Origin of the sequence: Plesiomonas sp. (assembly GCF_051652165.1) — a bacterium.
GTDB lineage: Bacteria > Pseudomonadota > Gammaproteobacteria > Enterobacterales > CAMTGL01 > Plesiomonas.
In genome coordinates, this window is the sequence record NZ_JBOFTR010000015.1 from 81606 (window position 1) to 96639 (window position 15034).

General features: G+C 46.6%; 11 protein-coding genes and 1 tRNA gene. 2 read left to right on the top strand and 10 right to left on the bottom strand.

All coding sequences use genetic code 11. The features are described from left to right. Positions 1–67: 67 nt before the first annotated feature. The 3 genes from ACRC53_RS08845 to ACRC53_RS08855 all read right to left on the bottom strand — a co-directional run bounded on the left by ACRC53_RS08845 (position 68) and on the right by ACRC53_RS08855 (position 3165). Positions 68–574, bottom strand: coding sequence for an alpha/beta family hydrolase (locus ACRC53_RS08845; RefSeq protein WP_438643091.1), 507 nt, complete (start codon positions 572–574; stop codon positions 68–70). 130 nt (positions 575–704) lie between these two features. Next, on the bottom strand, positions 705–1481 hold the full coding sequence (gene yaaA / locus ACRC53_RS08850; RefSeq protein ID WP_438643092.1) for a peroxide stress protein YaaA: 777 nt from the start codon (positions 1479–1481) through the stop codon (positions 705–707). Positions 1482–1719: 238 nt separating this feature from the next. Next, positions 1720–3165 (bottom strand): alanine/glycine:cation symporter family protein, encoded by a 1446-nt coding sequence (locus ACRC53_RS08855; RefSeq protein WP_438623522.1) that lies wholly within the window; start codon positions 3163–3165, stop codon positions 1720–1722. A gap of 572 nt (positions 3166–3737) precedes the next feature. Here ACRC53_RS08855 and tal point away from each other — a divergent pair. Both tal and ACRC53_RS08865 read left to right on the top strand, forming a co-directional pair. Then, the gene (tal, locus tag ACRC53_RS08860; RefSeq protein ID WP_438643093.1) at positions 3738–4691 is read left to right on the top strand and encodes a transaldolase; all 954 of its coding nucleotides are present in this window, start codon (positions 3738–3740) and stop codon (positions 4689–4691) included. Between the two features lie 208 nt (positions 4692–4899). Further along, on the top strand, positions 4900–5082 hold the full coding sequence (locus tag ACRC53_RS08865; RefSeq protein WP_438643094.1) for a DUF3545 family protein: 183 nt from the start codon (positions 4900–4902) through the stop codon (positions 5080–5082). Between the two features lie 78 nt (positions 5083–5160). Here the strand turns inward: ACRC53_RS08865 and ACRC53_RS08870 are convergent. The 7 genes from ACRC53_RS08870 to gltB form a co-directional block, all read right to left on the bottom strand. Beyond that, positions 5161–5236: transfer RNA gene (locus ACRC53_RS08870), tRNA-Ile, on the bottom strand. A gap of 126 nt (positions 5237–5362) precedes the next feature. Continuing rightward, positions 5363–5968, bottom strand: a complete 606-nt coding sequence (locus ACRC53_RS08875; RefSeq protein ID WP_438643095.1) for a TRIC cation channel family protein — start codon at positions 5966–5968, stop codon at positions 5363–5365. 89 nt (positions 5969–6057) lie between these two features. Next, on the bottom strand, positions 6058–6873 hold the full coding sequence (gene btuF / locus ACRC53_RS08880; protein WP_438643222.1) for a vitamin B12 ABC transporter substrate-binding protein BtuF: 816 nt from the start codon (positions 6871–6873) through the stop codon (positions 6058–6060). Positions 6874–6935: 62 nt separating this feature from the next. Next, positions 6936–7880, bottom strand: coding sequence for a cobalamin biosynthesis protein (locus tag ACRC53_RS08885; RefSeq protein WP_438643223.1), 945 nt, complete (start codon positions 7878–7880; stop codon positions 6936–6938). A 54-nt stretch (positions 7881–7934) separates the two neighbouring features. After that, positions 7935–8636, bottom strand: a complete 702-nt coding sequence (gene mtnN / locus ACRC53_RS08890) for a 5'-methylthioadenosine/S-adenosylhomocysteine nucleosidase (RefSeq protein WP_438643224.1) — start codon at positions 8634–8636, stop codon at positions 7935–7937. Positions 8637–9001: 365 nt separating this feature from the next. Further along, on the bottom strand, positions 9002–10417 hold the full coding sequence (locus tag ACRC53_RS08895) for an FAD-dependent oxidoreductase (protein WP_438640427.1): 1416 nt from the start codon (positions 10415–10417) through the stop codon (positions 9002–9004). Between the two features lie 14 nt (positions 10418–10431). Beyond that, positions 10432–14892 carry a glutamate synthase large subunit gene (gene gltB, locus ACRC53_RS08900; RefSeq protein ID WP_438643096.1) on the bottom strand — a complete coding sequence of 1487 codons (4461 nt, stop codon included), beginning with the start codon at positions 14890–14892 and terminating at the stop codon, positions 10432–10434. Positions 14893–15034 lie beyond the last annotated feature (142 nt).

Below are 15034 nucleotides of genomic sequence, written 5' to 3' on the forward strand. Positions count from 1 at the left end.
TTAATAATATATTTTAGCATTTTCTGGCGGAATACCCCGCCAGAAAATTAAATCATTAACCACAATACTATTTTGAGGATAACCACGCAGAGATAAGTGTGCCCAGTTCGGAAACATCGGAATACAAGTGATCATCACCCTGCACCTCGATACAATGGCAACGCTGGCTGTTTACCGCCTGTTGAACCACCGAGAAGTGTCCGAACGGATCACTATCCTGCTGAATAATCAATAAATTAACCTGATCATTTTCTGAAAGTTCACGTAGCGTTGCTTTATCCGCATCAGAGTATAAAGAGAGTGCAATACCAATAAAAATGATATTTTTCACTTTCAGTTTATCCAGTGCTTGCAATGTCATTAATGTACCAATTGATTTAGCAACCACGGTATCAAACTTACCTTCAGGTATATGCTCAACTTCTTCAGCAAGATTAAATTCTGCAGCCGGATGTTGCCACGCTTGTAACGAATGCGTTGTTAAGTTTAAATCAGGTAAGCCTATAGTATTTACAACCTGATTAATCCATGTTTTAGTTGCAGGCATTTTTCCTGGAATAGCAATAATATTCATCGTGTACTCAACTTATCTTCAATATTAATTTGCTGGGTATTTTATATCACTGTTTTTAATATTAACGCCACTGCTAGTGTTACCTTGTAATAAAGCATGTTTAAGTGTGTCACTCCTTGTTTACTCACTATCACGCTTCATGCTCGCGCTTAAATACCGGTATCGTTAGTGTAGAGTCAGCCTCTGAGTAATAATATCCTTCAAGTGTAAAATCAAGCAGTTGCTCAGGCTGTGTTAATTGATGCTGAATAATATAACGGCTCATTAACCCACGGGCTTTTTTTGCATAAAAACTAATGACTTTGTATTGCCCATTTTTTTGATCCAAAAATACTGGTTTAATCACAGTTGCATTCAACTCGCGTAACTTTACCGCTTTAAAATACTCATCAGATGCTAAGTTGATCAAAATATTATCACCTTGATCAATTAATGCTTGATTGAGTGTCTGAGTAATACGATTACCCCAAAACTGATATAGATCTTTACCTGCCGGATTAGCCAGTTTCGTGCCCATCTCTAACCGATAAGGTTGCATCAAATCCAGTGGACGCAATACGCCGTATAACCCTGACAAAATACGCAAATGTTGCTGCGCAGTATCAAAATCAACCTCTGAAAAACTCTCAGCCTGTAAACCGGTGTAGACATCGCCCTTAAATGCCAACAGTGCTGGGCGAGCATTTTCTGGCGTAAAATCAGGCTGCCATTCAGCAAAACGTGCTGTGTTAAGACCTGCCAGCGTATCACTGATCTTCATCAGTGAACCAATCTGTGCAGGTGTAAGGTCACGGCACAAGCTAATCAGCGCGCTAGAGTCTTGCAATAATTGTGGCTGGCTGTAACGTTCAGTGGCAAGTTCAGATGTATAATCAAGCGTTTTTGCCGGAGAAATAACTGTCAGCATAACTGCCGTATCCTTATGGTTGTTGTCGGCCAAACATTAAAAACAGATATGAAAAAAACAGATGCCCACAGTAAACACCGAAGGTAACGTATTCACAGAGTCTGCAGTTTATCGCGTTCAGACAGCAAAAAGCCACGCTCAGGTTGCAGGCAACACTGGCGTGGCTTTTCAGTGGTAGAGTGGCCAATCAGGGTGCTTTTCTGCAACCCCTGATGTTGACCAAAACATTAACCGATAATTACTCGGCCATTTTTTTCAGGGCTTCAGGATCATCCCAAATTCCCGGCTCTAACTGGCTGTGCAGCTCAGGATACTTGCGGACATCAAAGACCGGCAACTTTCCTGAGTCAAGTTGCTCATTATAATCTTTTGCCAGCTTAATCGCAGTGCCTGAAAGCAGTAGGATAGCAATCAGGTTGGTCAACGCCATCATTCCCATTGAGATATCAGCCATTGCCCAGACCATTGGTAAATCAGCCAGCGTACCAAAAGCAACCATACCCAATACTAAACAGCGGAACAGTGCTAAACCGGTCGTGCTTTTATGCTCAAGGAAAACTAAGTTGGTTTCTGCATACGCATAGTTAGCAATGATTGAGGTAAAGGCAAAAAAGAACACCGCAACAGCGATGAAAATTGCCCCCCAATCACCAACAGCGGTAGAGAGCGCGCGTTGGGTCAGATCAATACCGCTCATGCCCTGCGCCGTTTCCAGCGTGCCAGAAGTTAGGATGATCGCTGCAGTTGCCGTACAGATAACGATAGTATCCATAAAGACACCCAGCATCTGTACATAGCCTTGTGAGGCCGGATGTGGTGGGTATGGCGATGCCGCTGCTGCCGCATTAGGTGCAGAACCCATACCCGCTTCGTTCGAGAACAGGCCACGTTTTACGCCGTTAATCATAGCCTGACTGATGGTATAAGCCAATGCACCCGCCGCCGCTTCTTCCCAGCCAAACGCACTGCGGATAATCAGCATGATAACATCCGGCAGTTTCTCAATATTAATCCCGACCACATACAGAGCCAGCAGCAGGTAAACCAGCGCCATCACCGGTACAACCAACTCAGCCACTCGGGCGATAGTGCGAATACCACCAAAAATGATAATGGCGGTGAGTACCACTAATCCAGCACCCACAGCAATTTGTGGAATACCAAACGCTACGTGCATAGCTTGTGCAATGGAATTTGACTGTACCGCGTTGAAAACCAGACCAAAAGCAATGATTAAAAAGACTGAAAACAGCATACCCATGCGGCGCATGCCTAAGCCTTTTTCCATGTAATAAGCTGGGCCTCCACGGTAGTTACCTTGCTCATCTTTGGTTTTATATAGCTGTGCCAGTGTACTTTCAACAAAAGCGGTAGCCATACCAATAAAAGCCACCAGCCACATCCAGAAAATTGCACCCGGCCCACCAAGGGTGAGTGCAACGGCAACACCGGCCAGATTACCGGTACCAACGCGGGCAGCCAAACTGGTACACAACGCTTGAAAAGAGGAGATCCCTGAGGAGTCAGAACGGCGGCTTCGGCGTAAAATCGAGAACATGTGGCCAAAATGACGCACCTGTAAAAAGCCTAATCGCAAGGTAAAGTAAATACCTGCACCCAATAGAAAATAGATCAGTACCGATCCCCATAAGAGATCGTTAATAAATGAGATTAAGGCATTCACAGCAAATCCTCAGCAAAAAAAAGTTAACCACGAATTAAAAATTATGAATATTATTATGTATGCTCTGATAAGAGCTTATGCCGTACCGCGTTAAATTCTCGGCGAAAGTTAAGCGTACGATATTATTTTGCCGTTGAACGCAAACAGGGTAACGGTGTACCGATAAAAAGGTCAATTTGCAATTAATAACCAAACGTTTGCGCTAAACAAACATATCATACACTGCAAATTGTTACAAAGATCACATCAAATAGCTCGCTCAGTCAAAAATCTTATCCTTACTCAAGATCCTACTGCGTGCTATTATCAGATGCCAACAAGGAAGAGTCTGCACTCAATATAAACACTGAATTTCATATTTACACCAAAATATCGCACTGTTTTATCATCACTTTCTGGATTGATGAGTACGATTGCTTATTGTTATGTGATGATATTTAGTGTCACGGGTATGCGGATAACAATACATCAGATATATAGATTTGGTGTGATGAGCAGCAGACGTGTTCTGAAATGGCCCGGAGATCGACACTTCCGGTATATTTAAACACTCTAACGTCGAGAAAATACTCATGGCTGATAAACTCTCTGCTCTGCGCAAACTCACTACTGTAGTTGCTGATACTGGTGATATTGAAGCGATTAAACGCTACCAACCAGAAGATGCAACAACCAATCCATCATTAATTCTCAATGCTGCTCAAATCCCTGATTATGCACCGTTAATTGATGATGCTATCGCTTATGCAAAAGCACAGAGTAATGATAAAAATCAGCAAGTTGTTGATGCTGCTGATAAATTAGCTGTTAATATCGGTTTAGAAATCTTAAAAATTGTGCCCGGCCGTATTTCAACAGAGGTCGACGCTCGTCTCTCTTATGATACTGAAGCTAGCTTAGTTAAAGCCCGTAAGCTGATGCGTTTATATAATGAAGCAGGTATCAGTAATGATCGTATTTTGATCAAATTGGCCTCTACATGGCAGGGTATTAAAGCAGCGGAAGTGCTGGAAAAAGAGGGGATCAACTGTAATCTGACACTACTGTTCTCTTTTGCGCAAGCCCGTGCCTGTGCAGAAGTTGGCGCATTTTTGATCTCCCCATTTGTTGGCCGGATCATGGATTGGTATAAAGCCAATACCGAAACAAAAACCTTTGCACCACATGATGATCCTGGTGTGATTTCAGTTACCCATATTTATAACTACTATAAACAGCATGGTTATAATACGGTGGTTATGGGCGCAAGTTTCCGCAATATCGGTGAAATCACTGAACTGGCCGGTTGTGACCGTTTGACCATAGGCCCGAACCTGCTGCAAGAGCTGGCAGAAGCTAAGGGTGAGTTGCCATGTAAATTGGCTTATCAGGGGGAAATTTTACCACGCCCAGTCGCCATGACCGAATCAGAGTTCTACTGGCAACACAACCAAGATGCAATGGCAGTAGAAAAACTTGCTGATGGGATCCGTAAATTTGCCGTCGATCAGGGTAAACTCGAAACCATGATTAGTGCGCGTCTGTAATTTTTCTGCTTCGTGTAAATACCCCGTTACAATCACCAAAAAATATACAAAAAGGTGCGTATTACGCGCCTTTTTTAGTACTAACAAGGGTACTGATCACACCCTTAAAAATATTTCATCTCCGCTCAACAAAACCGTCATTAACTTATTCTATTTTTCATAGTGCTGTGCTATTACCAATACAGATTAACCACGTAACGAGGTGACCATGGAAGGGTATTTCTTCGACGAAACTGAAATCAGTGATAAGGCTTCACGTGGAGGAAAACAACAGCAAAAAAAACGGAAATGGCGTGAAATTGAAGCGTTAAAAGATAAATATCGCCTACAACGCGAGCTAAAAAGTATCGATATTCTCAATGACTATGCACTGGAAGAGTTGTGTTTGTAGCCTCACTATAAACATCGCAGAACAATAAGGGCCTTGCTGTATAAACAGCAAAGCCCTTATCTTTATCGAGTCTGTATTTGGTGGCCCCACCCCGGTTTGAACGGGGGACCAAGCGATTATGAGTCGCCTGCTCTAACCACTGAGCTATGGGGCCGAATGTAAGTGATTATAGGGAATCACAATCACTGCGTCTACTACTCATCGTGCTAGTTGCTGATTTTTAATACAACAAAATCAAAAAACTGCATGTATAAGCAAATGTTATTTATACAAATCCTACTCAATCAATTCTGAATGTAGGTAATTTCAATTTCCAACGGATTGCCGCTAAACGAATACCTAATGTTGCAAATAACCCTAATAACATTGCCGTTTGGGGAGCCACACCATACTGCAATGCGCTGGTATGCAAGATCCCCCCCACAATACAGGCGGTTGCATAAATTTCAGTACGTAATACCATCGGAATTTCACGTGCTAATACATCACGAATAATACCGCCGCCCACTCCGGTAATGACTCCCATGACTACCGCTACCATTGGCCCTGCGCCATTGGCCAGTGCTTTATTCACACCAATTCCTAAAAATACCGCCAAGCCAATCGCATCAAGTACTGGCAAAATCCACCAAGCAATCTGCCTTGGTCGTCGTACTAATAACATCGTCAATGCACAGGTCACAAAAATAACAACCAAGTAAAGTGGATCGGTGATCCAAAAGACTGGCCCAGCATCTAATGCCATATCACGAATTGTACCACCACCAATGGCCGTTACTGCCGCTAACACGACGACACCAAAAGGATCCATCCGCAAACGGCCAGCTAACAGTACACCCGAAATTGCAAATACGGCTGTACCTAACATGTCGAAAAAATAGAGCATGTGCTTGTTGACTCTCGCTATGCCAATTAAATATTAGGAGCGGCGATTTTAGCGTTTGCATACCTACTAGCAATCGGATTATTAAAAAATCATGATATGGGTGATATTTTTGCTAATGCCTGACAAACTTGCTGTGCACCTTGCACCATTCGTGGTCCGTTCCGACTAAGCAAAGCTTCATCAACTGAAATTACAGGAATGTTAAGCATATTTCCCCAGTACTTCCGCACCTCTTCAGCACTCTTTGCTGAACCTGGCAATAAGATTACCTCAGGCTTGCGCAACAATACCTGCTCTCGGCTGATTTTCGGCCAACTAATACTGCTGTCGGAAAAAATATTTTTACCACCGCACAACGCCACAATTTCTGACTGTAGCGTGCCCTTGGCTGGAGTAAACATCGCCTGCGTGCCGTATTGGATAAAAACATTCAACGGTTTTTCCCGCGCATAGTGTCGACGCAAATCGGCCAACTGCGCACGGATCTGCGCCGCACTTTCACGGGCAACAGCCGGTTGTGGGCTCTCTTTGGCCAGCACATCTAGCTCACTGGCCAAATCATCAAGCGTCAGTGGATTAATATACAAAACCCGAATGCCCAACTGCTCTAATTGGTGCAGTGGTCGCGCCGGATTACCGCCCTTCCACGCCAGCACCAAATCGGGTTTTAACAGCAAAATCCGCTCAATATTGATACCCCGGTGATCGGCAACCCGTTCAAGTTGTTGTGCCGCAGGTGGGTAATCAGAGTAGCTGCTGGCAGCAATTAATGCATTACCCATCCCCGCCGCATAAGCAAACTCGGTACTTGAGGGGGATAACGAAATAATTCGTTGCGCACTGTAAGCTGGCAGTACAGATAATAGCGCGCAAAATACAAGGCTACCGCACACGATACGGGCCATTAGTGCTGTGCCTTTATACGCCATGAAATGTGCTTGTATCTTAGAATAAAATTGCGGTTGCATTATAGTAGCATCCATACCGAAGTGAAGAGCAACACAATCAGCGCACGCCACTGGAGTTGCCGCATCAGCGCCAACAACTGCGCCGCTTGTATGCTATGCAGCCCTCCCAGTGTTGGGCGGCTAACACGAACGCCTTGATAACGAACAGGCCCCCCCATCGCAATATTCAGTATTAACCCTACCTGTGTGTAAAGCGCACCTATCGGGTAATAGGCCCACCCCTTGGCCTGTATATGCATGCGCCGCAAGCGTAAAAGCATCTTTTTTCCAGGGATGAAAAGCAGCACAAACAACAAAGTACCTGGCAACTCAGCCAGCAAAACCAATATCGTGACAAAGCGGCCAAAATAATAACATTGCGGTTGTAACGGTGACCAAGCCCGTGCTAATAACTGGCATACGCGATACAATAAAGCAGCAATACCGCCCCCTAACATAAACCAAATCAGCACATGAATTAGGCCTCGTAAATACCCCTGCAACAGCGTTTCAGCGCCAGCTTTACCTAACCCGAGCAGTGAAAGTGTATCAGTATCACGTTGCACCTTTTCGGCCAATAGTGTTCTTGCTGTATGTTTTTGATCTCGATGCAACGCTTGTCTTAGGCGCTGATTCTCTGGCCATATGCAAGCAAAATCAAATGCTAACCACAGTAACAGAACATGAAACAGCGCCTCTGACCACACTAATATAGAGAGTGAAAATAGCATCAGTGCTATAGGGATTAACAACAGTATCGTACTTAACAAACCGGCCAGTTGTTGCTGAGAAGGGGGAGTATTAGTATGTAAAACTCGCTGTTGTAAACGCAAAGCAATGAGAGTCATGCCCTGCCGTAGTCCCTGTGCGGGCTGCGCTAGTACAAGATGCAATGCAATTCCCCCCCACAAAATAAATAGTGGTAGGTATAGCGTAAACCACTGCATTGCATCTGTCGGTAACACATTTACCAAGTTAATCCCTACCTATCGCTGTGTAACCGACATAATGCACCAAACTTAGTGGGTAGACACTAATTCAGTTAGCATTGCGGCTACAATTTTAGAAGATTGTTCTGCGGCAATCGGTAAAAACGTATCAAAACTCATGCTAGCTTCTTTATCAGCCACATCAGAAATTGCCCGCACTACGACAAATGGCAGTTGATACTGATGACACACATGCGCTACACCCGCCGCTTCCATCTCAACGGCCGTCACGGTTGGGAAGTTTTGTTTAATACGGGCCAGATTATCTGCACCATGAATGAAGGCATCACCACTGCACACCAATCCTTTAACGGCATGCAACCCGTTGGCTTGAATACTGTTTTGTGCAGCATTAATCAGCGTTTGATCAGCCGTAAATGCAGCCGGACAATTTGGCAACTGACCCATGGCATAGCCAAATGCGGTGACATCAGCATCATGGTAACGAACTTCTGTTGAAACAACGATATCACCCACATTTAGGCTGCTGTCTAATCCACCGGCTGATCCGGTATTGATGATGACATCGGGCTGAAAATGTTCAATCAACAAAGTTGTTCCGAGTGCCACGGCAACTTTACCGATCCCCGATTTCAGCAGAGCTACCTCAACGCCGTTAAGCTGGCCGCTGTAAATTTCACAGCCTGCACGCTCAAAGGTCTGTAGATTGCTAATCTGACCACGTAAAATGGCTACTTCCTGCTCCATCGCACCAATAATGCCAACTTTCATGCTGTTTGCTTTCATGTTATCCACGCTAAATTTTTCCTGTACCCCGTATTGCCCTAACAGTATATTGCCCCGCATATTGCGTACCGGATATTCACCAGTGGTACACGAGTCAACAGTGGCCGACAGACTCAACGGTAGGCGGTAAAAGTGAGGCCAACAGTATACCCGCTTTCAAACCGACAGAGTAAATCCCCCCATATTGCCGATAAAAAAAAGGGAAAACAGTACGAATAACCGCACCATTTTCCCTGTATTTTTTTATAACAATAACCATGCTATAACGATCACTACACTAATAATTGTGCCGATAACCATATCAATATAATCACAATATTATCTGCCAGTTGAATGATCAGTGAGCTGATTTATACACTCAGATAATCCATGATCCCTTCAGCAGCTTTACGCCCTTCTGCAATTGCAGTGACCACCAGATCTGAGCCACGCACCGCATCACCACCGGCAAAAATTTTAGGGTGGCTGGTTTGGTGAGCAAATTCACGATCAACGGGTGCAACAATTCGCCCTTTTTTATCTAACTCAACATCGTGCGCTGCCAGCCAGTTCATGCTGTGTGGCTGGAAACCAAACGCCATGATCACCGCATCAGCCGGTATAATATGCTCAGATCCGGCCACCACTTGTGGATGGCGACGACCGGCTGAATCAGCGGAACCCAGCTCAGTACGCACGACCTTCACACCCGATGCTTTTCCATTGGCATCAAGTGCAATGCCTAATGGTTGCAGGTTGAACATAAACTCAACCCCCTCTTCACGCGCATTTTTTACCTCGCGTTTTGAACCGGGCATGTTTTGTTCATCACGACGATAAGCGCACACCACGTGTGCTGCTGACTGACGAATTGCAGTTCGCACGCAATCCATCGCGGTATCGCCCCCGCCCAGAACCACAACGCGCTTACCCGCCATATCAATATAATCGGCAGGGTTGGCCTCAAAGCCCATTAAGCGATGTGTATTGGCCACCAGATAAGGCAACGCATCATACACCCCAGCGGACTCTTCGTTTTCCAGCCCGCCACGCATGTTCTGATACGTGCCCACGCCAAGAAATACCGCATCAAATTCAGCCAGCAGAGTATCAAACGGCAGATCTTTACCTATCTCGGTATTTAAGCGAAATTCGACACCCATTCCAGTGAACACTTCACGGCGACGGATCATCACCTCTTTTTCCAGCTTAAAGGCCGGAATACCAAAGGTCAGTAACCCGCCAATTTCAGGGTAACGATCAAATACCACCGGTTTCACGCCATTACGCACCAACACATCAGCACACGCTAACCCTGCTGGGCCTGCGCCAATAATGGCTACCTTTTTATCGGTATGCACGACGTGCGACATATCTGGTTTCCAGCCCATTTCAAAGGCTTTCTCGGTAATGTATTTTTCGATATTACCGATGGTCACCGCACCAAACTCATCGTTTAGGGTACAAGCCCCTTCACATAGGCGATCTTGCGGGCACACTCGCCCACACACTTCTGGCAAACTGTTGGTTTGATGTGCCAGCTCAACGGCTTCGAGTATCCGCCCTTCGTGAGCCAATTTGAGCCAGTTTGGGATGTAGTTATGTACCGGACACTTCCATTCGCAATACGGGTTTCCGCACCCTAAACAGCGGTCAGCTTGTGCATTGACCTGTGTGTCGGAAAAATTCTCATAGATCTCAACGAACTCAATCTTACGAATTTTCAGCGGTTTTTTCGGCGGATCGACCCGCTGTAAGTCAATAAACTGATAGACATTCTGGCTCATGGCATGATCTCCCTTTACTGCGCCTGAACCCGGAGTTCCGCCGAAGAGCGGCTACGGTGACCAAGTAGTGCTTTAACATCGCTGGATTTCGGTTTTACCAGCACAAATTTATCCGCCCAACTTTCCCAGTTAGCGAGGATCTCTTCACCACGGCCAGAGCCGGTAGACTGTACATGTTCGGTAATTAAACCGCGCAGATGCTCTTGGTGAATAGCCAGATCAGTGACATCAAGCACCTCGACCAATTCGGCATTCACTCGCTTACGGAACTCACCGCTTTCATCGAGCACATAAGCAAACCCGCCGGTCATTCCTGCGCCAAAGTTCACACCGGTACGCCCCAATACGCAGATAATGCCGCCGGTCATGTATTCACAACCGTTATCACCAATGCCTTCTACAACCGCAATAGCGCCTGAGTTACGTACAGCAAAACGCTCCCCGCCACGGCCTGCGGCAAATAATTTACCGCCCGTTGCACCGTACAAACAGGTATTGCCGATAATCGTGGCTTGATGCGCTTTAAATGCCGAACCAATTGGGGGGCGAATGGCAATTTTACCGCCCGCCATGCCTTTACCCACATAATCGTTCGCATCACCGGTCAGTGAGAGCTCAACGCCACCTGCGTTCCAAACACCAAAGCTTTGTCCGGCGGTACCGCTAAACTGCACTTTAATCGGATCGCCTGCCATCCCCTGATTGCCCAAACGGGAGGCAATATCGCCCGACAGACGCGCGCCAACCGAACGGTCAGTGTTGCGAATATCAAAGAACAGACGCTTGGTTTTGCGCTCTTCTAGGCACTGCTGTGCTTGTTGCAACAACTGAGTATTCAGCTCACCTTTATCAAACGGCGGATTGCCCTCGGTACAGTACATTGTCTTGCCGGGATGTGGCTTGGCTGTCACCAAAAGTGCTGATAAATCGAGTTTATTTTGTTTCGCACTGATACCGTCAATTTCGGTCAGTAAATCAGTACGGCCAATTAAATCAACCAGTTGTGTGACACCAAGCTGCGCCATCAGTTGACGAGTCTCTTCTGCGATAAACTGGAAGTAGTTAATCACCCGCTCAGGTAGGCCGTGGTAATGATCACGGCGCAGTTTTTCATCTTGTGTTGCAACACCCGTTGCACAGTTGTTTAAGTGACAAATACGCAGGTATTTACAGCCCAACGCCACCATCGGACCCGTACCAAAACCAAAGCTTTCCGCACCTAAAATCGCCGCTTTGATAATATCAAGACCGGTTTTTAAACCGCCATCGACTTGCAGTCTAATTTTATGCCGCAAACCATTGGCAACCAGTGCCTGCTGGGTTTCAACCAAGCCAAGTTCCCACGGACAGCCCGCATATTTTACCGAGGCTAACGGGCTTGCACCGGTACCGCCATCATAACCGGCAATTGTGATCAAATCGGCATAGGCTTTTGCAACACCCGTGGCAATCGTGCCGACACCGGGTTCAGAAACTAACTTGACCGAAATCAGTGCCTTTGGGTTAACCTGCTTTAAGTCAAAAATTAGCTGTGCCAGATCTTCAATCGAATAGATATCGTGATGTGGCGGTGGAGAGATCAGGGTCACACCCGGCACCGAGTAACGCAGTTTTGCAATGTACGGCGTCACTTTATCGCCCGGCAACTGGCCCCCTTCCCCCGGTTTCGCCCCTTGCGCGACTTTAATCTGAATCACATCAGCATTCATCAGATAGTGCGGCGTAACCCCAAAACGGCCTGAGGCCACTTGCTTGATTCGTGAGACTTTATTGGTGCCAAAGCGCACCGGATCTTCACCACCTTCACCCGAGTTAGAAAAACCACCGAGTGTGTTCATCGCAACCGCCAGTGATTCATGCGCTTCGGGGCTTAATGCACCAATTGACATTGCAGCAGTATCAAAGCGTTTAAATAGCTCGGTAGCCGGTTCAACCTGCTCAAGTGCTACGGTTTCACCCTTTGGTGTGACTTGCAGCAGATCACGCAGTGTGGCAACCGGACGCTGGTTCACCAAATCAGCATAACGCTGATAATCGCTAAACTTGCCTGAGTGCACAGCCTGTTGCAGTGTTTGCACCACATCAGGGTTGTAGGCGTGATATTCGCTGTTGTGTACATACTTTAGCTGGCCCCCTTGTTCAAGCGGCTTGCGTTTTAGCCACGCGCGGCGGGCTAAATTGCTCAGGTCTTGCTGGAAATCACTAAAATCAGCGCCTTCAATACGGCTCGGTACACCGTGGAAACAGAGATCAACAACCTCAGAGGCGATCCCGACCGCTTCAAACAGCTTCGAGCAGCGGTAAGAAGCAATGGTTGAGATCCCCATTTTTGACATGATCTTATACAGACCTTTGTTGATGCCGTTACGGTAGTTCAGCATCAGTGTGCGGTAAGGTTTATCAATTGCACCGTCATCGGCCAGTTTTGCCAGTGATTCATAAGCCAGATACGGGTAAACAGCCGTAGCACCAAACCCAAGCAGCACGGCAAAATGGTGCGGATCACGCGCACTGGCAGTTTCAACAATGATGTTGGCATCGCAGCGCAAATTGTTGTCAACCAAACGGGTTTGTAGCGCACCAACGGCCATCGCCGCAGGAATTGGTAAACGATCTTGTGTAATGGCCCGATCAGAGAGCATCAGCAGCACAGAACCGCTACGCACATGCTGTTCGGCCTGATCACACAGATCACACACCGCTTGCTTAAGATCTTTTTCGCGCGGATCAAAGGTGATATCCATCGGCGTATGCCGGTAGAATTTATCATCCAACGAAAGCAATTGGTGGTAGTCAGAGTAAAGCAGGATCGGGGATTTAAAATTGACCCGATGCGCCTGACCTTCTGCCTCACAAAACACGTTCATCTCTTGGCCAATTGAGGTCGCCAGTGACATAACATGTGCTTCACGCAGCGGATCAATCGGTGGGTTCGTTACTTGCGCAAATTGCTGGCGGAAGTAGTCATAAATACCGCGAGATTGAGTCGACAACACGGCAAACGGGGTATCATCCCCCATTGAGCCAACTGCTTCTTGCGCATTTTCGCCCAGTACGCGCAGGATATTATCCAGCTCTTCATTGTTGTAGTTGAACTGCTTTTGATAGGTGGCAAGCTGATCATCATTCAGATCACGGCAGCCGACTTGATCATCTGGCAACTGTTCGAACGGGATCAAACGCTTAACGTTTTTCTCCATCCACTCTTTATACGGATGACGCTGTTTTAGATCGTTATCGATCTCCAGCGAATGCAGGATCTTCCCGTAACGGGTATCGATCACCAACAGTTCACCGGGGCCAACTCGCCCTTTTTCAACCACTTCATCGGGCTGGTAATCCCAGATCCCCACCTCTGATGCACAGGTGATCAATTTATCGGTGGTGATCACATAACGCGCAGGACGCAAACCGTTGCGATCAAGATTACACGCAGCGTAGCGGCCATCTGACATCACCACACCGGCCGGGCCATCCCACGGTTCCATGTGCATTGAGTTAAAATCATAGAAAGCGCGCAGATCGTCATCCATATCCGGATTATTCTGCCATGCCGGTGGGATCAACAAACGCATTGCGCGGAAAGGATCCATCCCGCCGCTTAAGAATAGCTCTAACATGTTGTCGAGTGAGCTAGAGTCTGAGCCAGTTTCATTGACAAAAGGGGCTGCAGTTTGCAGATCAGGGATCAGCGGGGTATTGAATTTATAAGCCCGCGCGCGCGCCCATTGGCGGTTACCCGTAATGGTATTAATTTCACCGTTATGTGCCAGATAGCGGAACGGCTGGGCCAGCGGCCAACGCGGTACGGTATTGGTTGAAAAACGTTGATGGAATAAGCAAATAGCCGACTCCATTCGCAAATCGGCCAGATCTAAATAAAAACGCGGCAAATCCGAGGGCATACACAGCCCTTTATAGATATTGACCAGATTTGATAAGCTGCAGACGTAAAAATCTTTGTCATCTTGAATGCGCTTTTCAATTCGGCGGCGCACTACAAACAGGCGGCGCTCAACATCACGCGGTCGCCAGCCTGCCGGTGCGTTAACAAACAGTTGTTCAATCACCGGCAGTGAAGCCAGTGCAATTTCACCGAGTACATCAGGGTTTGTCGGCACGACACGCCAGCCAACCACAGAGAGGGTTTCTCGTTGTAATTCTTCCTCTGTAATTTGACGCGCGATTGCAGCTTTAACAGGGTCTGTACTTAAAAAGAACATGCCAACGGCATAATTCTTTGCCAAGTGCCAGCCACGTTCTTCAGCAACCATACGGAAAAAACGTTCCGGTTTTTGCATTAATAAGCCACAGCCGTCACCGGTTTTACCATCGGCTAAAATCGCCCCTCGGTGCTGCATTCTGGCTAATGCGTGAATCGCGGTACGCACTACCTTGTGGCTGGGCTCACCTTCTATGTGGGCAATAAGCCCAAAGCCACAGTTATCCCGTTCCTGGGATGAATCGTACAGCATGATTGCCTTCCTCCCTTGCCTTAACCCAACGACAAAATACTCTGCATAAATATGGCGATGTCGCTTTTTGCCGAATCGCTTCCAATCGACTTCTCAAATTAACGATAAATGTTACATAGGTCAAACATTGTGTAATCGATTC

What these genes read in the sequence shown, in the direction of transcription:
- gltB (WP_438643096.1), bottom strand. Translation starts at nt 14,892, where the DNA reads ATGCTGTACGATTCATCCCAGGAACGGGATAACTGTGGCTTTGGGCTT.
- tal (WP_438643093.1), top strand. Translation starts at nt 3,738, where the DNA reads ATGGCTGATAAACTCTCTGCTCTGCGCAAACTCACTACTGTAGTTGCT.
- ACRC53_RS08865 (WP_438643094.1), top strand. Translation starts at nt 4,900, where the DNA reads ATGGAAGGGTATTTCTTCGACGAAACTGAAATCAGTGATAAGGCTTCA.
- ACRC53_RS08845 (WP_438643091.1), bottom strand. Translation starts at nt 574, where the DNA reads ATGAATATTATTGCTATTCCAGGAAAAATGCCTGCAACTAAAACATGG.
- ACRC53_RS08895 (WP_438640427.1), bottom strand. Translation starts at nt 10,417, where the DNA reads ATGAGCCAGAATGTCTATCAGTTTATTGACTTACAGCGGGTCGATCCG.
- ACRC53_RS08875 (WP_438643095.1), bottom strand. Translation starts at nt 5,968, where the DNA reads ATGCTCTATTTTTTCGACATGTTAGGTACAGCCGTATTTGCAATTTCG.
- yaaA (WP_438643092.1), bottom strand. Translation starts at nt 1,481, where the DNA reads ATGCTGACAGTTATTTCTCCGGCAAAAACGCTTGATTATACATCTGAA.
- mtnN (WP_438643224.1), bottom strand. Translation starts at nt 8,636, where the DNA reads ATGAAAGTTGGCATTATTGGTGCGATGGAGCAGGAAGTAGCCATTTTA.
- btuF (WP_438643222.1), bottom strand. Translation starts at nt 6,873, where the DNA reads ATGGCCCGTATCGTGTGCGGTAGCCTTGTATTTTGCGCGCTATTATCT.